21 protein-coding genes and 2 pseudogenes are annotated in these 21,428 nt (G+C 59.9%); 9 read left to right on the top strand and 14 right to left on the bottom strand.

Going from position 1 to position 21,428, the window contains the following annotated elements; translation table 11 throughout:
- Positions 1 to 88: 88 nt before the first annotated feature.
- Both RHM58_RS13710 and RHM58_RS13705 read right to left on the bottom strand, forming a co-directional pair.
- Positions 89 to 499 (bottom strand): HPF/RaiA family ribosome-associated protein, encoded by a 411-nt coding sequence (locus tag RHM58_RS13710; protein ID WP_149418217.1) that lies wholly within the window; start codon positions 497 to 499, stop codon positions 89 to 91.
- Between the two features lie 212 nt (positions 500 to 711).
- The gene (locus RHM58_RS13705) at positions 712 to 1,659 is read right to left on the bottom strand and encodes a LysR substrate-binding domain-containing protein (RefSeq protein WP_054049783.1); all 948 of its coding nucleotides are present in this window, start codon (positions 1,657 to 1,659) and stop codon (positions 712 to 714) included.
- Positions 1,660 to 1,794: 135 nt separating this feature from the next.
- Here RHM58_RS13705 and RHM58_RS13700 point away from each other — a divergent pair, with 135 nt between their 5' ends.
- The 3 genes and pseudogenes from RHM58_RS13700 (at position 1,795) to RHM58_RS13690 (ending at position 5,065) form a co-directional block, all read left to right on the top strand.
- Complete coding sequence (locus RHM58_RS13700; RefSeq protein ID WP_201200693.1) at positions 1,795 to 3,171, top strand: L-serine ammonia-lyase; 1,377 nt, start codon at positions 1,795 to 1,797, stop codon at positions 3,169 to 3,171.
- Positions 3,172 to 3,233: 62 nt separating this feature from the next.
- Positions 3,234 to 4,536 (top strand): annotated as a pseudogene (locus RHM58_RS13695) (serine/threonine transporter).
- A gap of 211 nt (positions 4,537 to 4,747) precedes the next feature.
- A complete protein-coding gene (locus RHM58_RS13690; RefSeq protein WP_201200688.1) occupies positions 4,748 to 5,065 on the top strand; it encodes a DUF3509 domain-containing protein in 318 nt (105 codons plus the stop codon).
- On the opposite strand, the gene RHM58_RS13685 is transcribed toward RHM58_RS13690, so the two are convergent.
- Entirely contained in the window at positions 5,062 to 5,562 is a 501-nt protein-coding gene (locus RHM58_RS13685) for a phosphate-starvation-inducible protein PsiE (protein ID WP_201195733.1), read from the bottom strand. The genes RHM58_RS13690 and RHM58_RS13685 overlap by 4 nt on opposite strands.
- A 356-nt stretch (positions 5,563 to 5,918) precedes the next feature.
- On the opposite strand from RHM58_RS13685, the pseudogene RHM58_RS13680 reads away from it, so the two are divergent.
- A pseudogene (locus RHM58_RS13680) lies at positions 5,919 to 6,173 on the top strand (YebG family protein); the annotation flags it as partial.
- A gap of 249 nt (positions 6,174 to 6,422) precedes the next feature.
- Here the strand turns inward: RHM58_RS13680 and RHM58_RS13675 are convergent.
- A complete protein-coding gene (locus RHM58_RS13675) occupies positions 6,423 to 7,442 on the bottom strand; it encodes a Glu/Leu/Phe/Val dehydrogenase family protein (protein WP_201200684.1) in 1,020 nt (339 codons plus the stop codon).
- Positions 7,443 to 7,625: 183 nt separating this feature from the next.
- Here RHM58_RS13675 and RHM58_RS13670 point away from each other — a divergent pair, with 183 nt between their 5' ends.
- On the top strand, positions 7,626 to 8,429 hold the full coding sequence (locus RHM58_RS13670; RefSeq protein ID WP_322270567.1) for a SirB1 family protein: 804 nt from the start codon (positions 7,626 to 7,628) through the stop codon (positions 8,427 to 8,429).
- A gap of 87 nt (positions 8,430 to 8,516) precedes the next feature.
- Here RHM58_RS13670 and RHM58_RS13665 read toward each other — a convergent pair whose 3' ends face one another.
- The 4 genes from RHM58_RS13665 to hmgA all read right to left on the bottom strand — a co-directional run bounded on the left by RHM58_RS13665 (position 8,517) and on the right by hmgA (position 13,353).
- The gene (locus RHM58_RS13665) at positions 8,517 to 9,872 is read right to left on the bottom strand and encodes an MFS transporter (RefSeq protein ID WP_201200680.1); all 1,356 of its coding nucleotides are present in this window, start codon (positions 9,870 to 9,872) and stop codon (positions 8,517 to 8,519) included.
- Between the two features lie 220 nt (positions 9,873 to 10,092).
- Entirely contained in the window at positions 10,093 to 10,728 is a 636-nt protein-coding gene (maiA, locus tag RHM58_RS13660) for a maleylacetoacetate isomerase (protein WP_322270566.1), read from the bottom strand.
- 12 nt (positions 10,729 to 10,740) lie between these two features.
- On the bottom strand, positions 10,741 to 12,045 hold the full coding sequence (gene fahA, locus RHM58_RS13655) for a fumarylacetoacetase (RefSeq protein WP_322270565.1): 1,305 nt from the start codon (positions 12,043 to 12,045) through the stop codon (positions 10,741 to 10,743).
- A gap of 3 nt (positions 12,046 to 12,048) precedes the next feature.
- A complete protein-coding gene (gene hmgA / locus RHM58_RS13650) occupies positions 12,049 to 13,353 on the bottom strand; it encodes a homogentisate 1,2-dioxygenase (RefSeq protein ID WP_322270564.1) in 1,305 nt (434 codons plus the stop codon).
- A 165-nt stretch (positions 13,354 to 13,518) separates the two neighbouring features.
- On the opposite strand from hmgA, the gene RHM58_RS13645 reads away from it, so the two are divergent.
- Positions 13,519 to 14,313 (top strand): IclR family transcriptional regulator, encoded by a 795-nt coding sequence (locus RHM58_RS13645; RefSeq protein WP_201255357.1) that lies wholly within the window; start codon positions 13,519 to 13,521, stop codon positions 14,311 to 14,313.
- Between the two features lie 402 nt (positions 14,314 to 14,715).
- Here RHM58_RS13645 and RHM58_RS13640 read toward each other — a convergent pair whose 3' ends face one another.
- From RHM58_RS13640 to RHM58_RS13620, 5 genes are all read right to left on the bottom strand, one after another.
- Positions 14,716 to 15,627 carry an SDR family oxidoreductase gene (locus RHM58_RS13640; protein WP_201200667.1) on the bottom strand — a complete coding sequence of 304 codons (912 nt, stop codon included), beginning with the start codon at positions 15,625 to 15,627 and terminating at the stop codon, positions 14,716 to 14,718.
- Between the two features lie 186 nt (positions 15,628 to 15,813).
- Complete coding sequence (locus tag RHM58_RS13635; protein WP_201200666.1) at positions 15,814 to 16,716, bottom strand: alpha/beta fold hydrolase; 903 nt, start codon at positions 16,714 to 16,716, stop codon at positions 15,814 to 15,816.
- Positions 16,716 to 17,492 carry a class II aldolase/adducin family protein gene (locus RHM58_RS13630; RefSeq protein ID WP_322270845.1) on the bottom strand — a complete coding sequence of 259 codons (777 nt, stop codon included), beginning with the start codon at positions 17,490 to 17,492 and terminating at the stop codon, positions 16,716 to 16,718. The genes RHM58_RS13635 and RHM58_RS13630 overlap by 1 nt, the downstream gene beginning before the upstream one ends.
- A gap of 139 nt (positions 17,493 to 17,631) precedes the next feature.
- Entirely contained in the window at positions 17,632 to 18,318 is a 687-nt protein-coding gene (locus RHM58_RS13625) for an LrgB family protein (RefSeq protein WP_201200663.1), read from the bottom strand.
- A complete protein-coding gene (locus tag RHM58_RS13620) occupies positions 18,308 to 18,709 on the bottom strand; it encodes a CidA/LrgA family protein (RefSeq protein WP_416195308.1) in 402 nt (133 codons plus the stop codon). Before RHM58_RS13620 ends, RHM58_RS13625 begins: the two co-directional genes overlap by 11 nt.
- 96 nt (positions 18,710 to 18,805) lie before the next feature.
- Here RHM58_RS13620 and RHM58_RS13615 point away from each other — a divergent pair, with 96 nt between their 5' ends.
- A complete protein-coding gene (locus RHM58_RS13615; protein ID WP_201200662.1) occupies positions 18,806 to 19,702 on the top strand; it encodes a LysR family transcriptional regulator in 897 nt (298 codons plus the stop codon).
- On the opposite strand, the gene RHM58_RS13610 is transcribed toward RHM58_RS13615, so the two are convergent.
- Positions 19,683 to 20,138, bottom strand: coding sequence for a flavodoxin (locus RHM58_RS13610; RefSeq protein WP_201200661.1), 456 nt, complete (start codon positions 20,136 to 20,138; stop codon positions 19,683 to 19,685). The genes RHM58_RS13615 and RHM58_RS13610 overlap by 20 nt on opposite strands.
- Before the next feature lie 152 nt (positions 20,139 to 20,290).
- Here RHM58_RS13610 and RHM58_RS13605 point away from each other — a divergent pair, with 152 nt between their 5' ends.
- Positions 20,291 to 20,767, top strand: coding sequence for a PAS domain-containing protein (locus RHM58_RS13605; RefSeq protein ID WP_201200659.1), 477 nt, complete (start codon positions 20,291 to 20,293; stop codon positions 20,765 to 20,767).
- 54 nt (positions 20,768 to 20,821) lie between these two features.
- Positions 20,822 to 21,427 carry a hypothetical protein gene (locus RHM58_RS13600; RefSeq protein ID WP_054616118.1) on the top strand — a complete coding sequence of 202 codons (606 nt, stop codon included), beginning with the start codon at positions 20,822 to 20,824 and terminating at the stop codon, positions 21,425 to 21,427.
- Position 21,428 lies beyond the last annotated feature (1 nt).

Here is a 21,428-nt window from a genome sequence, read left to right as displayed (position 1 = left end):
CCGTAGCGACCGGCGAACACCGGAAACAAAAACGGGCCTGCATAAGCAGACCCGTTTGTCAGTGGAAAGGTAAAAAGTGAATCAGGCCTCAGCCGTTTTGAGCAGCCTGTTCGTTCTCGAGAAACTCTTCTTCCAGCAGCACGTCAGCATGTGCACCCCTTTCAAATGGGACTACAGCGGCACGTGGTTTGCCCCGCAGTTTGCCGAACAGGTGATCCAGCGCATGTTCCAGTTTGGTGGCCGCCCCGTCGATCGCTTGTTCAAGGGTATCGGCTTTATGGGTCACAGAAATTGGTTGATGGCCTTTAGGCCGCGCTTCCAGCTGGCAGCGCATGTCATGCGGTCCGGGCTTGTCGCCGTTTTCGTCCCGCAGGTGAACCTCGACGCGGGTCAGGTCCTCTTCATAACGTTCGAGCGTGCTCTCAATGGTAGTACGTACCCACTCCTCCAGTCGGATGCTGCTTTGAATATGGTTATCGCTGTTGACTTGGATTTGCATAGTTCATCCCTTATTTCAGCTAGCTCGCGAGAGGCCGGTCGGCTAGCCCTTGGGCGTCATCACCGTGACCTCTTACTTACACAATCGGTCTGTGCGCAGAACATTTCAACCCCTAAAAAAGATAATTTTTCAGACGCAAAAAAAGCCGGACAAGGAGCAAAAGCGCTGTTAAGGTCGGGAGTTCGGTCGCTTCACTTCTTTGTCACAATTGCTCACATCTGCTGCTCCGCCAACGGGTGCAGACTGCGAAAAATCCCCGCCTCTTCTACCAGCCAATCATGCACCGCACGCACGCCCGGATGGCTCAACGCCCCCGGCGCATAGAGCAGCACGTAGCGTTTGTGATTCGGCACCGCCAACCCGAACGGCACAATCAGCGTGCCCCGCTCCAGTTCATCGTTCAGCAATGTTCGCCGCGCAATCGCCACGCCCATCCCGGCAATCGCCGCCTCAATGGTCAGGTGATTGCGATTGAAGGTGTGCCCGCGCCGTACGTCGGCGCCTTCGAAGCCGATGGCATTGAGGTAGAACTCCCACTCCGCGTACTCGTAACTGCCACGCCAGGCAGTGATGTCGTGCAGCAACGGAAAATGCACCAGGTCGGCCGGGCCGTGCAGCGGTGGGCGGCCGCGCAACAGGCTCGGGGCGCACACCGGGAAAATCTGCTCGTCGAGCAAGGCTGTGGATAACAATCCGGGGTAACTGCCGTCGTTCAGGTCGATGGCCAGGTCGAAGTCGCCCTCGTGCAGCGGGACGCTGCTGTCCTCAGCCACCAGCCGCAACTGAATATCCGGAAAGCGCTGCTGCAAACGCGGCAGGCGCGGGGTCAGCCACTTGCTCAGGAACGACGGAATCGAGCGCAACCGTAGAATCCCACTGATCATTCCGGCGTCCAGTCGTCGCAATTCGGCATCGATGCTGCCGTACGCCTCGTTGACGGTGATGGCCAGTCGCTGGCCTTCGGCACTCAATTCCACACCCCGCGCACGCCGGTGAAACAGACGAAAGCCGAGGCGCTCTTCCAGCTGTCGGATTTGCTGGCTCACCGCACCCGGCGTGATGTGCAGTTCTTCGGCACAACGGGTGAACGACAAGTGCCGCGCGGCACAGGAAAACACGTGCAGCCAGACGTAGGTCTGGGCGTGCAATTGACGACTCATCGTTTAGTCCTGCTAAAGGCTGTCTTAGGAAGTTTCGTTGGTCATGGTGGACCGAGGTGGGCAGTATCGCCGACATTGCGCTTGTCCTACAAAAATGGCAGCGATTTCTCTTCCATTGCTTGTATAGGCTTTAGCATGGCTATCAGTGTTTTCGATCTCTTCAAAGTCGGCATCGGTCCGTCCAGTTCCCACACCGTCGGCCCGATGCGCGCCGCCGCGACCTTCGCCCAAACCCTGATTGACCAACATTTACTGGCTGACGTACGGCGAGTAGAAATCCGACTTTACGGCTCCCTGTCGGCGACCGGCGTCGGTCACGCGACTGACCGCGCCTGCGTCATGGGCCTGATGGGCGAATGGCCGGACAGCATTGATCCGACCACCATCGAAAGCAGAATCCACACGCTGCGCGAGACCGGCGAATTGTCGCTGGCAGGCAAATCGACCATCGCCTTCAACTGGCAACGCGATCTCCTGCTGCTCGACGAGAGCTTGCCCTACCACCCCAATGCGATGTCTCTGACAGCCTTCGGCGAAACCGGCGAACTGTATGAGCAAACGTACTACTCGGTGGGCGGCGGTTTCATCATCGAAGCGGCCGAAGCCGAGTCCGGCATTGCGCCGAGCAGCGACGTGGTACTGCCATACGATTTCTCCAGCGCCGCCGAATTGCTCAAGCTCTGCAACCAGCACGGGTTGCGGGTTTCCGAACTGATGATGGCCAACGAACGGGCCTGGCGCAGCGACGCCGAGATTCGTCAGGGCCTGCTGCACATCTGGTCGGTGATGCGCGAATGCGTCGAGCAAGGCCTGCGTCACGAAGGCATCCTGCCTGGCGGTCTGAATGTTCCGCGTCGCGCGGCGAAATTGCACCGCAGCCTGTTGGAAATCGGCAAACCGAATGTCATCACCTCGACGCTGTCGGCGATGGAGTGGGTCAACCTGTTCGCCCTCGCCGTGAACGAAGAAAACGCCGCCGGCGGACGTATGGTCACCGCACCTACAAACGGTGCGGCCGGGATCATTCCCGCAGTGCTGAGCTACTACATGAAATTCAACCCGGACGCGTCGGACGATGACGTGGTCGCGTTCTTTTTGGGCGCGGCGGCGGTCGGCATTCTCTGCAAGAAAAACGCGTCGATCTCCGGTGCCGAAGTCGGCTGTCAGGGTGAAGTTGGATCGGCTTGCGCGATGGCCGCTGCCGGTTTGGCCGATGTGCTCGGCGCCACCCCGGAGCAACTGGAAAACGCCGCAGAAATCGGCCTGGAACACAACCTCGGTCTCACCTGCGACCCCGTCGGAGGCCTCGTGCAGGTGCCGTGCATCGAGCGCAACGCGATCGCCGCGGTGAAGGCGATCAACGCCACGCAAATGGCCCTGCGCGGCGACGGCAAACACTTCATTTCCCTGGACCGGGTGATCCGCACCATGCGCGATACCGGCGCCGACATGCATGACAAATACAAAGAGACTTCACGGGGCGGCCTGGCGGTGAGCTGGGTGGAGTGCTGAGGAGCATTCCCGACCGTCCGTAACACGTGAGCCCGAGCAACAATAATAACGAGGCCAAAACGATGACCGATGTACGTACACCTGCTGCCGATAATCCTGCTGTAGACCTGCAACGCGGCACCGCTACAGTCACCAAGGGCTGGAGCAAACAAGACACCACCTGGATGCTCGGCCTCTACGGCACGGCAATTGGTGCCGGCACGTTGTTCCTGCCGATCAACGCCGGCGTCGGTGGTTTTTGGCCGCTGTTGGTGTTGGCGGTTCTGGCGTTCCCGATGACCTTCTTCGCCCACCGCGGCCTGACGCGCTTCGTGCTGTCCGGCCGTTCGGGGGACATCACGGAAGTGGTGGAAGAACACTTCGGCATCGGTGCCGGCAAACTGATCACGCTGCTGTATTTCTTCGCGATCTTCCCGATTCTGCTGGTGTACAGCGTCGCGTTGACCAACACCTTGAGCAGCTTCATGGAGCACCAGTTGCACAGTCGCGCCGCCGCCCCGGGCGATTCTGTCGCTGGTGCTGATCCTCGGTTTGATGGCCATCGTGCGTTGCGGTCAAGGCGTGATCGTCAAATGCATGAGCGTGCTGGTTTACCCGTTCGTCGCGGCATTGCTGCTGCTCGGTCTCAGCCTGATCCCGAACTGGAACGGCGCGTTCTTCGCCAGCGCCAGCGAAGGCATGCCGCTGCCGCTGTTCTTCAAGACGCTGTGGCTGGCGATCCCGGTGATGGTGTTCTCGTTCAACCATTCGCCGATCATTTCTGCGTTCGCCGTCGATCAGAAGCAGCGTTACGGCGAGCAGGCCGAGCGCAAAAGCAGCGGCATCCTCGCTATCGCCCACGGGATGATGGTGGTGACGGTGATGTTCTTCTGCTTCAGCTGTGTGCTCGCGCTGTCCCCAGCGGATTTGGCGGCTGCCAAGGCGCAGAACATCTCGATCCTGTCGTACCTGGCCAACCACTTCCAGACCCCGGTCATCGCTTACGCCGCGCCGTTGATCGCGCTGGTGGCGATCACCAAATCCTTCCTCGGCCATTACATCGGCGCCAGCGAAGGCTTTCAGGGCCTGATCGTGAAGAGTTTGCGCGGCCGTGGCCGAGTGATGTCATCGAGCTGGCTGAACCGCGCGACCGCACTGTTCATGATTCTCTGCTGCTGGGCCGTGGCGACCTTTAACCCAAGCATCCTCGGCATGATCGAAACCCTCGGTGGGCCGATCATCGCGTGCCTGTTGTTCCTGATGCCGATGTACGCCATCCGCCGCGTGCCGGCTTTGCGCCAGTACTGCGGCCAGGCCTCGAACGTGTTCGTGGTGTTGATCGGTTTGATTGCACTGTCAGCGATCATCTATTCATTCCTGCCCTGAATCGGGCAGGCAAAAAGAAGGCGGGCCATGGTGCCCGCCTGCTTTTTGCCGTGATCATTGTTCGACAGTTTTCCCGGCATGGCCCTTGCTATGCCCTCCTACACGACACGGATGAAAGTACATGAACATGGAATGCCGATGGTCCGGTATTGCGAACCAACCCGATCATGGCCGGTCAACAACTGCACGTTCAATCAGGCGGTGACGCATCATGGACAACCCTTTTCAGCTCATTACCGATGCCTTTGCACCGGATTATCAGATCAACCTGAGCATTCAGGGTCTGGACGGCAGCATCATGCTGACCCTGTCCAACAGCGGCCGCGTGGTCGCTAAACGGATGATCAGCGCCGAGCAGCGCAATGATCCCAAGCGCCTGAAGCGCTTGGTGCAAAGCATTCAGTTCGGCATCGCCATCGAACAGGGCCACAGCGCCGTGGCGATCCTCGAAGCGATGACCGACGGCGACAATCGCAACCTGCCGCCGCCACAAATCAAAGGCCAGCCTCGCGTCGCGTTCGGGCTTTAAAGCTCGCCCTTCTCCACTTCGGGATGCTCACCGGAACCTGCGCCAATCTTGCGCTGCGGGTGTTCGATCTTCACCGAGGGGAATTGCGACGAGGCGTATCGCACCACCAGAATCGAAAACGCCAACAGCAGAATCCCGCCGCACAGGTAGATGATGCCGATGTCTGGTGGGTTGTGGTGCGAGACGTTGGAGATCAGCAGGCGCGTCAGCGCAGTGATCGCCACGTAGATCAGGAAGCGCACCGGCATGTGGTTGGTCTTGAAGTAAATCCCGACCATCGCCCCCAGTTCGAGGTAGATGAACAGCAGCAAGATGTCATCGATCTTGATGTGCCCCGCCTCGATCATCTGCAAAAACTCCATCACCGCCGCCCACGCGGTCACCGCACCGATGGCGAACAACGCCGCGTAATGGAAGGTCTCGACGAACAGGTTGCCCAGGGACTCGGCGAGTTGATGCACGTTCTGCCGCAGGTTCTCGGCCCAATTGATTTTCACGATGGTTCTTCCTTAGCTCGGTTCGAGCGGATGATGCGGGTTGGACGTGACGGTTGTTCTGCATGCAGAAAAAAGGCCAGAGGCTGTTGAGTGAGATGGCGATAGGCTGCCACTGGACACTTTTGTGCTGTCGGGACGGACGCCTTCGCGGGCAAGCCTCGCTCCTACGGATCACACCGACCTGTAGGAGCGAGGCTTACCCGCGAATGGAACAACACGGTCCACCTGACAAACGCCAAATTCGGTCTACATTAAAAAGCCACTACCCAAAGCGCAGGGATTCGCTTATCCTTTTCGCTGTATATAGATACAGTAGTCGCAAAGACAACTTAATGTGAAGGCATGTGAGGTGGTGAATGGCCGTCGAAGTGGTATACCGCAGCAGCCGAGATCTGGAGCGCTTGTTCATGGATAAAGCCGAAGCTGACCGTCATGACAAAATGCTCGAACTGGCCGAATTGCTGGCTGAAGTGTTGCAAAAAGCCGTTCCGTCCCTGAGCGAGCAGCAAGTCGAAGAAGCCGGGATTTACATGGCGAAGAACCGCGATGTGTTCGCCAAGGCGTTCAAGAGCCAGCCGGACGCACTGTCCGAGTTGCTGAGCGCGCCGGCTGAAGTCATTGAAGTTGCTAAACCTGTCGAGGTGGCTGAAGCCGCCGAGCCAGTCAAGCCAGCGAAAGCAGCCAAGCCTGCAAAATAAGCAACGCCCGAATTGAATAGGCTCTGAGTCATTGGACTCCGGGCCTTTTTAATGGCTGAAGATCAAAAGATCGCAGCCTTCGGCAGCTCCTACAGGTGTACACAAAACACCGTAGGAGCTGCCGAAGGCTGCGACCTTTTGATCTTGATCTTGCTCTGCAAATCACCGATACAAAACCTTCTCCGCCAACTCATCCGCCACCCGCGCCGGCGAGCGCTTTTCCGCCTGCGCATGTGCAAACACTTCAGTCAGCCGCGAAGCGATTTTCGACAGGTGGGCGGTGATCGTCGACAGCTCTTCGCCGCGGTGTTTGAGCGAAACGTAGATCAGCCCGCCGGAATTGATCACGTAATCCGGCGCATACAGAATCCCGCGCCGTTCAAGCTGATCGGCGACATCCAGATGCGTCAGTTGATTATTCGCCGACCCGGCCACCGCCGAGCAGCGCAGTTGCGTCACGCTATGACTGTTGAGTACACCGCCCAGGCCACAAGGCGCAAGGATGTCGCACGGGGTACTGAGCAATGCTTCGTTGGCGATCGGATGCGCGCCGAGCTGCTCCATCGCCAGTTGCACTTTGCCGTGATCGATGTCGCTGACCAACAGTTCGGCGCCGGCGGCGTGCAGTTGTTCAGCCAGCGCATAACCGACGTTGCCCAGGCCCTGGATGGCAACGCGCAAACCTTCGAGGTTATCGCTGCCGAGCCGGGCCATGGCGGTGGCGCGAATGCCGGTGAACACGCCCATTGCGGCGTGTGGTGCCGGGTCTCCCGCCGAAGTGGTGCTGGTGACGTGCTGGGTCTGTTGGGCGATGCAATCCATGTCCGCCACCGAGGTGCCGCTGTCGATGGCGGTGATGTAGCGACCGTCGAGCTGATTGATGCAACGCCCGAAGGCTTCAAACAACGCCGCGCGGTTTTCGACATGGACCGGGCGAACAATCACCGCCACGCCGCCGCCCTGGGCAAGACCGGCCAAGGCCGCCTTGTAGCTCATGCCTTGGGCGAGGCGCATGGCGTCCTCGACTGCGGATTCGTCGCTGGGATAGGCAAGGTAACGACATCCGCCCAGGGCAGGCCCCAGGCGGCTGTTATGAATGGCAATCACCGCCTTCAACCCGGTGACCGGGTCTACGCTAAGGTGCAGCGATTCAAGGCGAGTGCTTTGCATGAGAGCGAACATCGTCGGGCTCCCGAATCACTTCTTGTAGTCGCCAGTATAGGCTTGCGCCTGAAAATTGCTGAAGCGCACCGGAATAAGCAACGAGCCTTTCAGGGCTTTAGGACATAACCTGTAACCGCCTGTTTACGACACTGGACGAAAACCTGTGGCGGGGCTAAAACGAGGCATGCCCCGGAGATTTTGATGACCCCGCGCCAACGTTTTTTCGCCTGCCTGCAACGCTCACCGCCCGCCCTGTTCGATGCGGCGCTGTGGATTGCGGCCGAACATGATGCCGAGATGAACCCCGAGGACGTTCTGGCGGACTTCAAGGACCTGCAACAACGGGTCAGCTCAGGCCTGCCGATGCTACCGGTGAGCGAACTGGCCCAGCCGTTGTTGCGCCGCATGAATGACCTGGGGTTCGCCCAGGACGACTTCACTCCATTGCGCCCGCAAGTGGCGTTGATTCACAAGGTGCTGGAACGTCGTCGAGGCCAACCGCTGGCGTTGGGGCTGATTGCACTGGAGCTGGCCAGAAGACTGGAGATCCCTCTGGTCGGGGTCAACTTTCCCGGGCATTTCCTGCTGCGGGTGCAAGGCGTCGATCACCTGCTGGATCCCTGCGGTGGGCGCCGGTTGTACCCCAACGACTGCCGCGACTTGCTGCAACGTCAGTACGGCCCGAACATCAAACTCAGCGCCGAGCATTTACTGACGGCGGAGCCGGCGCACATGCTCCAGCGCCTGTCACGCAACCTGCGCCAGTTGCACCTTTCCAACGATGACTACATCGGCGCGTTGATTGACGCTGAGCGAGTGCTGGAACTGGGCAATGGCAACGCCGCCGACTACCTGGCCCGGGCCAGCCTCTATCAACGCCTCGACTGCCCGAACGCCGAGCGTTTCGACCTGGAGCACGCGCTGCTGCTCAGCGATGACCCGATCCAGCGGATTCGCCTGACCGAACGTTTGGGCCACCTGCCACCAAATTCTGTGGTTCATTAAACGCAAAAGATCGCAGCCTTCGGCAGCTCCTACAGGGTGTACGCCGTCCCAATGTAGGTGCTGCCGAAGGCTGCGATCTTTTGATCTTCAAGGTTTAACCACCACCCCCGACGGATCACCCGATGTTGCATCAACCGGTGAGCGCACCTGGATGATGAACAACGCCGCAATCACCGCCGGTATCGCACAGAAGAAGAAAATCTGCTGCACCGGAACGTGCATCGCCAGCAGCATGCTGCCAAACAGCGGCCCGAGGATCGAACCGAAACGTCCCACGCCCAGCGCCCAACCGGTGCCGGTGGCGCGCACCTGCGCCGGGTAGAAGTTACTCGCGAAGGCGTTGAGGGTCAGTTGCCCGCCGATGATGCAGAACCCGGCGGCAAATACGCTGGCCACCAGATAACGCGGATTGTCGTGATTGAGGCCCAGCAAAATCGTGCACAGCGCCGCCGCAGCCAGCACGCAGGACAGCAGACGTACTTTGCTTTTGAGACGGTCGGCAAACCAGGCCATGCAGATCGCACCGATGGTGCCGGCGAACAGGAACATCGACGTCACCAGGTTGGCTTCATTAAGTTTCAAGCCACTTTCCAGCAACAGCGTCGGCAGCCAACTGATCATGAAGTACAGCAGGATCAGGCTGACGAAAAAGGTTGCCCAGATCAGCAACGTCGGGCGCGCATAACCGTTGCGGAACAACTCCAGCACCGTGAGTTTGCTGCCCTGCTCTTGCTCGTTTTGTTCAACCGAGGCGGCGGGCGGTTGCCAGTCCGGCAGCATCCGCGCGGTGACTTTGCGCAAGCGTGCGTAGGGCGGTGCATCGCGAAGTAAACGCGGCAGGGATTCAGGAAGGAACCAGGCCAGGAACGGAAACAGCAGCAAGGGCGTGACGCCGCCGGCGAGGAACACCGCTTGCCAGCCGAAACTGTCGATGAAACCCGCCGCGACAAACCCACCCGCCGCACCGCCGAATGAAAACCCGCAAGCGGCCAACGTCACCATCAAGGTGCGCAGTCGCGGTGGCGAATACTCCGACATCAGCGCCATCGCGCTCGGCATCGCCCCGCCCATGCCGATCCCGCAAATGAACCGCGCGGCCATCAGGGTATTCAGGGAATTGGCGAACACCATCAACACCGTGAGCGTGGCGTAGATCAGCACGCAACACAGCAGAATACGACGCACGCCAAAGCGATCCGCCAGCGGAGTGACAGCCAGTGAACCCAGGGTCAGGCCCAACAGGTTGGCGCTGAACACGGGGCCGAACGCGGCTTTTTCCAGGCCCCAATCCTGGGCCAGGGCCGGGACTACGTAACCGAGGACTTGCGCGTCGTAACCGTCGGTCACCAGCAGCAATGCCAACAGCAAAAGGAGCAACCATTGATAACGGGACACAGGACGGGCGTCGAGTGCCGCCCGGAAGCTGGCAATCTGGTTGTGCATCGCAAGGTACCTGTTTTGTTTTTATGGTTTTGTGAATTCGTGGCGCCCGTGTCTCAAATGATCACTTGTGGCGAGGGGCTTGCCCCGTTCGGCTGCGCAGCAGTCGCAAAACTGGCTGACGCGGAGAGCCTGAACGAATACGGTTGCCGGGATTAGAGCCGCTTCGCAGCCCAACGGGGCAAGCCCCTCGCCACAAAAGCAGCCTGCGTCCGTACCTGATTTACGGGGTGTCCGGCTGATTCGCCGGATGGGCCTTGATGAAGGCCGGGTGTGTCGCGGCCAGCGCCGCAACCCGGCGAATCCGCGGATAGGCCTCAAGTGAAATGTTGAAACGCTCAGCCGCGTACAGCTGCGGGATCAGGTAAACATCCGCCAGCCCCGGTTGATCGCCGAAGCAGTAACCGGCATCTCCAATCAACTGCTCCACCGTCGCCAGGCCTTGGCTGATCCAGTGACCGATCCACTCCACCACTTGCGGTTCATCGTGCCCCAACTGGCGCAGTTTATTGAGCACGCTGACGTTGTGCAGCGGATGCACATCGCAACCAATCACCGCCGCCACGCCGCGCTCGTGAGCGCGGGCAGCGAGGTCTTTGGACAGCAGAGGCACCTGTGGATAACGTTCCTCCAGGTACTCGATGATTGCCGGTGACTGGATCAACAGTTCACCTTCATCGGTACGCAAGGCCGGCACCCGACCTTGCGGGTTGACCGCCAGATACGCCGGCTGTCGGTGCTCGCCACCGGAAGGTGCGATCAGGTTGACCGGCAGCGCCTGGTAATCCAGCCCCTTCAGCGCCAACGCGATGCGCACCCGGTAAGACGAGGTCGAACGGTAGTAGGTAAAGAGTTCCATGACCCAATCCTCTTAACGTGCTGACACAACTTTGCCACGGCATTCGCCGAAACCAATGGAGGCAAACCCGTCACGGCTGCAACGGGCGCGCAGGACGATTTCGTCGCCATCTTCAAGGAATTTTCGCACCTCGCCCGACGCCAGTTCGATCGGCTTTTTACCGCCCTCAGTGATTTCCAACAGGCTGCCGAACTGACCGTTTTCCGGGCCCGACAACGTGCCAGAACCGAACAGATCACCCGCCTGCAATTGGCAGCCGTTGACGCTGTGGTGCGCGACCATTTGCGCCACGGTCCAGTACATGTGTTTTGTGTTGCTCAGGGTCAAGCGATGGGCCGGCAGGTTTTGCTCGCGCATGGTTTCAGTGAGCAGCAGTACTTCCAACTCGATGTCGAAAGCACCGCCCGCCTGATCGCGCTTGTCGAACAGGTATGGCAGCGGTTGCGGATCACCTTCAGGACGCGCAGGTTGCGCGCGACAGAATGGCTGCAGCGCTTCGGCGGTGACAACCCAAGGGGAGATGCTGGTGATAAAACTCTTCGACAGGAACGGCCCCAGTGGCTGGTATTCCCAGGCCTGGATGTCCCGCGCGGACCAGTCGTTGAGCAGGCAGAAACCGGCGATGTGATCGGCGGCGTCGCCAATGGCGATGGACTCGCCCATGTCGTTGCCCTGGCCGATCCAGATACCCAGTTCCAGTTCGTAGTCCAGGCGTGCACACGGACCAAACGTCGGTTCGGTCTGACCGGGCGGCAAGGTCTGGCCCTTCGGACGGCGCACGTCAGTGCCGGACGGACGGATAGTCGAGGCGCGACCGTGATAACCGATGGGCACGTACTTGTAGTTCGGCAACAGCGGGTTGTCGGGACGGAACAGTTTGCCGACGTTTTGCGCATGCTCGATGCCGACGTAGAAGTCGGTGTAGTCGTTGATTTTCGCCGGCAGGTGCATCACGCAATTCACCGCCAGTGGCAGCAGTTTGGCGCCTTGGGCTTCGATCTTGCCATGCAGAGTGCTGCCTTCGGCGAACAGCTCCAACAGGCGTTCGCGCAGGGCAACGCGGGCTTCGCGGCCCAGTTCGAAGAAGGCATTGAGCTGACCGCCACGGGTCGCTTCAACCGCCGTGCGCGCCACGCCGTCAAACAGGCCGGCGTCGAGGGCCGCTTCCAGATCAAAAATATGTTCGCCGATGGCCACGCCGCTGCGGGGTGCAGAGCCATTCACGCTGAACACACCCAGAGGCAGGTTTTGCAACGGGAAATCCGTGTGGCCGTTGGCGGAGACAACCCAGCTACGAGTGATGGAAGTCTGAGTCATGGGTTATCTCCGGGTCGGGTCGAAAGTGACGGGCAGCGTGGCCCAGCAAGCATCGTAGTTGGTTTGCAGTTGCGGACAATCGAGGGCGAACTGACTCGGGCGCAACACTTGGCTGGTCTCGAACATGAAGGCCATGGTGTTGTCGATTTTCGCCGGGGCCAGTTCGGCATTGATCGCCTTGGTGCAGCTCTCGCCATCCGGGCCGTGAGCGCTCATGCAGCTGTGCAAGGACGCGCCGCCGGGCACGAAACCCTCGGCCTTGGCGTCGTATTCGCCCTTGATCAGGCCCATGAATTCGTTCATCAGGTTGCGGTGGAACCACGGCGGACGGAAGGTGTTCTCGGCCACCATCCATCGCGGCGGGAAGATCACGAAGTCCAGATTCGCCAAACCGTGCACGCTGGTTGGCGAGGTCAGGACGGTGAAAATCGACGGATCCGGGTGATCAAAACTCACGGTGCCTATGGTATTGAAACGGCGCAGGTCATATTTGTACGGCACGTTGTTGCCGTGCCAGGCCACCACGTTCAACGGCGAATGATCGAGTCCGCAGCCCCACAACTGACCAAGGAATTTCTGCACCAGGGTGGTCGGTTGCTTGAGGTCTTCGTAATGCGCCACCGGGGTCAGGAAGTCCCGTGGGTTGGCCAAGCCGTTGCTGCCAATCGGCCCGAGGTCCGGCAGGCGTAGCGGCGCACCGTGGTTTTCGGCGATGTAGCCGCGGGCTTGCGGGTCGAGCAATTCGACGCGAAATTTCAGTCCGCGCGGCAGTACGGCAATTTCCAGTGGTTCCAGGTCCAGCACACCGAGCTCTGTGGCGATGCGCAGACGGCCCAACTCCGGCACCAACAGCAGTTCGCCGTCAGCGTTGAAGAACACACGCTCCATGGAGCGGTTGGCGCGGTAGCTGTAGATGCTGATCCCGGACGGTTTTTCCGCGCCGGAGTTGGCGGCCATGCTCACCAGCCCGTCGATGAAGTCGGTCGGTTCGCTCGGAATGTCCAGCGGGTTCCAGCGCAGGCGGTTAGGGGTCACGTCACCCAAGGGGCCGCCGGCCAGTTGCCGCTCCAGTTTGACGAATGCCGGGTGGTTGGCCGACGGCGTGATGCGGTACATCCAGGTACGCCGTGATTCGCTGCGGACCATGGTGAACGCGGTGCCGGAGAACAGCTCGGTGTAGAGGCCGTACGGGACTTTTTGCGGGGAGTTCTGGCCGACGGGCAGTGCGCCGGGCAACGCTTCGCTGCTGAATTCGTTGCCGAAGCCTGACTGGTAAGCCAGCGCCGGCGCCGTTGAATCGAGGTTCATGGAGCCTCCTGAACAGGGAGTAGGCAATGGCCTGTCGCTCTGTTGCAGAGGTCTTGGCACGCCCGGGTTATTTTTATCGTAATCCAATTACGCTTAACGTAATTTGATTGGTATTGACCGTCAAGCTATAAAGACGCCCATTCGTCCCGGGATCACACCGCCTCCATGGAAAAGCCGCGCAACAACGATAAACAAAAAGTCCGCTCGGCCGAGGTCGGCACCGACATCCTCAAGGCCTTGGCCGAACTGTCACCCTCGACCTCGTTGTCGCGCCTGGCCGAACACGTGCAGATGCCGGCGAGCAAGGTTCACCGCTATTTGCAGGCGCTGATCGCCAGCGGCTTTGCCGAACAGAACACCACCACCAACCACTACGGCCTCGGCCGTGAAGCCCTGCGCGTGGGCCTCGCTGCACTCAACAGCATGGACGTGCTGAAAGTCGCCGCCCTGCCCCTGGCCGAGTTGCGCGATGACTTGAACGAAACCTGCTTTCTGGCGGTGTGGGGCAATCAGGGCGCGACCGTGGTGCACATCGAACCGGCGGTGCGCGCAGTGACGGTGGTGACGCAACTGGGGTCGGTGCTACCACTGCTGAGTTCTTCGACAGGGCTGGTGTTCAGTGCCTTTTTGCCGAATCGGGAAACCGTGGAATTGCGCGAGCGGGAAATCCAGGCCAGCGCGGCGCATGCTTTGGCTGACGATCAGGTCTATGCGACCTTGTGCGAGCAGATCCGCGAACGCGGCTTGCACCATGTTCATGGCTTGCTGATGCCCGGCGTGGACGCGTTGTCCGCCCCGGTCTTTAATGCAGTCGGCAACGTGGCAGCGGTATTGACCATCGTTGGTCCGACTTCGCTGTTCCACGCAGATGAAGATGGCCCGGCGGCGCAGCGGTTGCTGGCGGCGACCCGGGCCGTGAGCTGGCGGATGGGTTATCACCCGGCAGCCGACGTCAGTTAAACCGTCACGCGATCTGTAGCAGCTGGCGAAGGCAGCTGCTACAGGGAGAAGGAGCACCCCACAAATATTGACTGTTACATGCCCCGTAACAGTGCATGTCCGGATTCGCTATTTTTCCTTTGGGCTCAAGGCCTTATTCTTGCCGGGCTTTCACGGGAAACCGGCGCAAAGCACGAAGCGAAGGCCTGTGATCAGCCCACGTCATTCGCGAAGATTTCAGATGGATTGAAGCGTTCTTCGACTCATCACCCCGTGTTCACTGACGTTGATTTATTGCTCCTTGATCAAACGTCTTACTTTGGCCGCTGCGTTTGCAGCGGCCTTTTTTATGGGCGATGGTTTTGAGCGAGGGTGTCCCGGAGGGGATCGCAGGACTCAGGCAAGCCCCGCGAAAGAGCATTGTCAGAGGGCATATTTTTGCAAATTCCCCATCATTTCCTTCAACGCCTCAATATTATCCTTCGGATGCGCCGCCCCTTCGAAATCGCAAATCTGCTGCCAATGCGCCGCCACATCTTCCGGCGAGAACCCCACCCGCGGATCAAACCCGGCACCGAGGCTGCGCTCCCAACGCACCTTGCCCATCCAGCCGCCACCCACTTCAAACAGTCCCGATGTTTCCTGACAATTCTCGCTGGCCAGGTACACCACCAACGGGCTGACCAGTTCCGGCTTCAGTTGTTCGAACACTTGTGGCGGGATCAGGCCTTCGGTCATGCGGGTGCCGCCGGTTGGCGCGATGGCGTTGACCAGGATGTTGTTCTTGCGGCCTTCGATGGCCAGGGTGCGGGTCAGGCCGTAGAGGCCGAGTTTGGCCATGCCGTAGTTGGACTGGCCGAAGTTGCCGTAGATGCCTGACGTCGAAGCCGTGAAAATCACTCGACCGTAATTCTGCTCACGCATATGCGGCCAGGCAGCGCGGGTGACTTTGTAGGCGCCTTCGACGTGGACGCGGTAAACCAGGTCCCAGTCGGCGTCGTCCATTTTGTGGAAGGTCTTGTCCCGCAGGATGCCAGCGTTGTTGACCACCACGTCGACGCGGCCAAACACGTCGAGGGCGTTTTGCACCAGTTTGTCGCCGTCGGTGACGGAGTCGTGGTTGGCCTCGGCCGTGCCGCCCGCCTCGCGAATTTCAGCGACCACACGGTCCGCTGCCGATGCGTTGGCACCTTCACCCTGAGTCGAGCCGCCGAGGTCGTTGACCAGCACTTTGGCGCCCTGTTTGGCGAACAGCAGCGCATGCGCCCGACCGAGGCCGCCACCGGCGCCGGTGATGATCACGACTTTATCTTCGAAGCGCACAGACTCATTCATGGGGAACTCCAGCAGGCCAGGGGACGATAACCTCGAGTGTCAGGCACCGGGCGGCGGGTCACAATCAAGACGAGGGGGCTGAATGGTGTGCGATAAGGCAGGGGGATGATGAGGTGAATGTTGAAAAGATCGCAGCCTTCGGCAGCTCCTACGCGCCTGTGGGCGCCGCCGAAGGCTGCGATCTTTTCAGGAACACGCCCGCTTCAGCGGCGCTGAAACCAGCCGGTCGCGGAACGCCAGATAGTGCTTGAGCACCTGCACCGGTGCCTCGGTCTGGGGGTAGTGGCCGATACCGTTGAGCAGCACCGTGTCGGGGTCGGGGATCAGCTCGCGATAGCGCGCGACCATGTGTGCTCCGGAAATCGGATCGACCTCGCCATCGATCACCCGCAACGGCACGTCGCCGCGCTGCATGGCGCTCACCCAGCGTTCCCGTTGAACCCGTCGCTGCGGAATGTAACCAATGAGTTTATGCATGACCCGCGGCCCGTGATTGCTGTCGATCAGGCTCCAGAAATCATCCATTTCGCTTTCAGTGGGCCGGGTCTGGGGACCGAAAATCTGCCGGAAACTTTTCACCAGGCCATCGCGGGTAAAGGCGCGGCCGATCATCCAGCCCAACGGGCTGAGCAAGAGCTTTTGCATCAGTACCGGGCGATGGGTTTCGGGGAACAGGCCGCCATTGAGGAACACGCAACTGGCGATGTTCACCCGGGCCTCGTGATGCCGGGCCAGCAGTTCCTGGGCCACGCTGTCGCCGTAATCGTGGGCCAATAGGTGCACCGGCTGCTCGATGTTCAGATGCGTCAGCAAGGCCTGTTGCAAATCGGCTTGCTCCAGCAGGCTGTAGTCGTGATTCACCGGTTTGGCCGAATCGCCGAAGCCGAGCATGTCGCAGGCAATCACCCGATAGCGCTGTGCAAGCGGCTGCCACAGGTAATGCCAGTCCCAACTGGCGGTCGGGAAGCCATGGATCAGCAACAGCGGCTCACCCTGCCCGGCCGTCCAGTAGCGGATGGCCTGGCCACGGAAGACAAACGTCTGGCCGCGTTTGCGCCAGACACACAGGGGAATCTCGGCGAGTGGCATTAGAGTTTATAACCCGGGGCTTGTTGATCGAGTTTGCGCAGCAGCGCTGGCCAGGCCAGTGCGCCGCCCATCCCTTGAGCACTTTTGGTGACGCCAGCGATCATCGCCTTGGCGCCTGCCAGAATCTGCGGTTCGATGGCGATCAACTCGGCGCCACCGTTTTGCGCCAGCACCTGGATATCGCAGGCACGCTGGAAGGTGAACATCATCAAGAAGGTGTCAGCGATGGTGCCGCCACAGGTCAGCAGACCGTGGTTGTGCAGCATCAGGAAATTGTTTTCGCCCAGGTCGGCTTGCAGCCGCGCCTTCTCTTCGTGGTTCAGCGCAACACCTTCGTAGGCGTGATAAGCCAGGCTGGACAGGACGAACAACGATTGCTGGCTGATCGGCAGGACGCCTTGTTTCTGCGCCGATACCGCAACACCCGCAGCGGTGTGGGTATGCAGCACGCAGACGACGTCGTGACGCACTTCATGCACGGCGCTGTGGATGGTGTAGCCCGCCGGGTTGATCTCGTAAGGGCTGTCCATCAGCTTGTTGCCGGCCTGATCGACCTTGACCAGGCTTGACGCGGTGATTTCGTGAAACATCAAACCGAACGGGTTGATCAGGAAGTTTTCGGTACCCGGCACCTTCGCCGAGATGTGCGTAAAGATCAGATCATCCCAGCCATGCAGGGCTACCAGGCGATAACAGGCGGCCAGATCGACGCGGGTCTGCCACTCGGCGGCACTGACCTGGTCTTTGACACTGTGGGGCGATTGAACGTGGGTCACACTCACGGCAAGGACCTCTCTTTTTTTATTGTTTTACTGACGTGTCAGCAGTCTAGTCAGCCCCCGGACTTCGTGTAGTTGCATTAGCAGCCAGCTTGATGGCCTAGCGAGTCAGTGCGGCACCGGGCTTGGATCCATGTCAAAGCACCGACGCCAACAAGGGTGCTGCGAACAGATTCAGCAATCCAGTCAGAACCATGACCAGACCCGCCACCGAGCCTTCTTCACCGCCCACTTCATGGGCCCGGCTGACCCCGGCACCGTGAGCACCGACACCAAACAATGCGCCTCGCGCCAAGGCACTGCGCAACGGTAACCACTTGAGCAGGATGCCGCCGAGCATCGCCCCGAACACCCCGGTGAACATCACAAACACCGCCGTCAATTCCGGTACGCCCCCGAGGTCGTGGGCCAACGGCATGGCAAAGGGGGTGGTAATCGAACGGGGCACCAGCGACATCGTCACTGAGCTGTCCAGCGCCAACGCCTTGGCCAGACCGAATGAACTGCCGATGGACGCCGCGCTGCCCGCCAGCATCCCCAGCAGCAACGCCGACCAATGCCGCGCCAGCATCTGCCGCTGCTGCCAGATCGGCACCGCGAAGGCCACGGTGACCGGCCCCAGCACCGCCATCAGCCAATGGGTGTTACTTGAATATTCAGCGTAGGCCGTATGCAGCGGCACGGCGAGCGCCAGCAGCAAGGCCGGGACCAGAATCAGCGGCGACAGCAAGTATCGACCGGTGCGCCGATAGATCCAGCGACTGAACAAATAGGCCAGCAAGGTGAACGCCAGCCAGAACATCGGCATCAGTTCAAGCTTCATGGGACCTCCTCAACCGCACGACCAATTCCACGGTAAACGCCGTCACCAGCATCACCATCAACGTGCTGACGCCGATCACCAACAGAATCCGCCAGCCGTCGTCGCGCAGCAGGCCGCCGTAATCGAGCAGACTCATCAGCGCAGGAATAAAGAACAGCAGCATCTCGGCCATCAACAACCCGGCCCCCATCTGCAACGCGGCAGGTTTCACCCAACCGAACGCGAACGCCAGCAACAACAACGCCATGCCGATCACCCCGCCCGGAATCGGCCAGGCAAACCACGCGGCCAACTGGCAGCCGAGCAGGTAGATCGCCAGCAGCACGGCTAATTCAGCGACCAGTCGGGAAAGCTTTCTCAGCGTTGGAGAGTTCAGGATTGATGCGTTCATGGTTTCGGTCCTCACAGGCGCTCATTTTACGGAGCGGGCTGCTATCCCCGAAGCGAATTGTTAGACTCAAAGCCATTCCAATATGGAATCAGGCCCATGGAATTCAAACAGCTACGCAGCTTCATCGAAGTGATGCATCAAGGCGGATTCACCCAAGCCGCCAAGACCTTGCACATCAGTCAATCGGCGGTGAGCAAGCAGGTCGCACAACTTGAGCAAAGCCTGGGTACCCCGCTGCTCGAACGCCTGGGCTCGCAGTTGCGACTGACCGCCGCCGGCAGCGTGGTGTTACAACGGGCCGAAGGCATGCTGCGGTTGCGCAATGAATTGCTCAGCGAGCTGGACGATTTGAGCCAACTGGCCCGTGGGGAGTTGCGTCTGGGTTTGCCACTGCTGGGCAGTGACGCGTTGTTCGCAGGACTGTTCGCCGAGTACCGGCGGCGCTACCCGAACATCAGCATTCAATTGCTCGAAGGCGGCAGCCTGAACATAGAGCAAGCCGTATTAAGTGGAGAACTGGAACTGGGTGGCAGCCTGCTGACGAAGGATCCTCAATTCGCTTTTCAACCGTTCTGCGACGAACCGCTGGACGCCCTGTTGCCGGCCGATCATCCATTGGCGACGAAGACAGTGATTGGTCTGGAGGAATTGGCCGACACGCCGTTCCTGCTGTACCAGCGCAGTTTTGTGCTCAACGACCGATTGCTTCAGGCCTGCCAACAGCTGGGATTTACGCCCAAGGAAGGTGGACGCAGCGGTCAGGCGGATTTTCTCGCGGCGCTGGTGGCCGCCGGGCAAGGCGTAGTGCTGTTGCCCCGCGTGGTGGCGCGCGGGCTGGTGCGGCCAGGCGTGGTGCGCCTGACCTTGAACGCGCCGGCGTATCTGCGTTGGGACATTGCCTTTATCTGGCGCCAGGGCGCGTACCTGTCAAAAGCCGCCCAAGCCTGGCTCGCACTATTGCGCGAGCATCCGGTCAGCCCCGCAGAGCACTGACCAGCTCGGCCAGCCAAGGCTCGGCGTCGCTTTCCGGGGTAACACTTTCGCTGGCATCCAGGCGCAACATCGGCAGGACCTCGCGCAGACCCAGTTCGCCGAACAATTCGCGCATCTGCTCACCACCACCGCAGAAGGTGTCGCCATAGCTCGCATCGCCCAGGCCAATCACGGCCCCCGGCAAACCACGCCAGGCGGCAGGCAACTGGTCGCGAATCATCGAGTACAACGGTTGCAGGTTGTCCGGCAATTCGCCCATGCCCGTGGTCGAGGTCACGGCCAGAAAGGCTTCAGGGCCGAACGCCTGAACATCGGCAAGGCTGGCGCGCGGGTTGTGCCAGGTCTCGAAACCGGCGGCTTTCAAAATATTCGCAGCGTGCCGGGCGACTTCTTCAGCCGTGCCGTACACCGAGCCGGAAAGGATGGCGACTTTCATCAATCTGATCCTGAAGCGGGAAAAAGACTGGCGATATTAACAGCACCGGCAAAAAACCTGCGATTGCCTCTCAATAAGTGCTGATGGCCAGTAGACAGCCCTTATTGTTCTTCTAGAATGCAGCGCTTAATCAACTCAGAAAGGATTCTCTGATGATCAACGCTCAACTGCTGCAAATGGTGATCAATGCTTCCAATGACGGCATCGTGATTGCCGAAAAGGAAGGCGAGCTGGATAACATCCTGATTTACGTCAACCCGGCGTTCGAACGCCTGACCGGTTACACCAGCGAAGAAATCCTCTATCAGGACTGCCGCTTCCTGCAAGCCGGGGATCGGGATCAAGAAGCGCTGGGGTTGATTCGTAAGGCCCTGGACAGCGGCGGCTCGTGTCGGGAGGTGCTGCGTAACTACCGCAAGGACGGCAAGCCGTTCTGGAACGAACTGTCCCTTTCGACGGTTAGAAACGAAAGCGACGGACAAACGTATTTTGTCGGTGTACAAAAAGACGTGACCGCTCAGGTCAAGGCACAGCAGCGGGTTACGCAACTAGAGGCGCAAGTGGCTGAATTGCAGACTGAACTGGCTGCACTCAAAGCGACGAACGGCGCAAACAAACCAGCGAACTAAGTGTCATTAACTACAATCACCAATGACTTTGTAACTATTTCTTTCGAGCAAGCCATGCAACGCGACGCACTCCTGACCCAGGATGAGCTGGATTTTATCCAGACCATGCAGCACAACCCGCAACTCAATGTGCGGGATGCAACGTCGAGCCTGCTCGTCAACGGTGGATCGCAGATCCGTGACCTGCTCACTCGCCTGGCAGCCCATGAGCAAGTCACCATCCAGGCCAACTTTGAAAATCAGCAAATGACCTTCCCGCTGCACCTGGTCGAGGACGAGTTTCACGCGTTGCATTTGCGCCTGGGCGTGCCGAGCATTTTTGAAGATGGGCCAATGGTGCGACCGTGGCGCCTGACACTTGAGGAACCGGTTGCGCTGGAGAATGCCAAGGGGCAGCCCGGCACGATGTGGGTCCACGAAGTGTCGTTCAAAGGGGTTTTGCTGGAAGTTCGCAACAAAACCAAGCCACCGAAGCATTTCGCGTTGTGGTTCAGCCCGTCAGGCTATGAGCGAATCGCGTTGCGCGGCACATTCGAACGGGAAACCGAGCAAGGCTTCTTCGCTTATCAGCTCAGCCAGAGCGACAAGGACGAAACCGAACGTCTGCGTCAGTTCATTCTTCAGCAACATCGTCTGACCCATCCTGCCCTGCACGTCTGAA

The organism is Pseudomonas sp. 10S4 (assembly GCF_034344865.1).
In the GTDB taxonomy this organism is placed as follows: Bacteria; Pseudomonadota; Gammaproteobacteria; order Pseudomonadales; family Pseudomonadaceae; genus Aquipseudomonas.
This window is presented reverse-complemented; position numbering and strand designations above follow the sequence as displayed.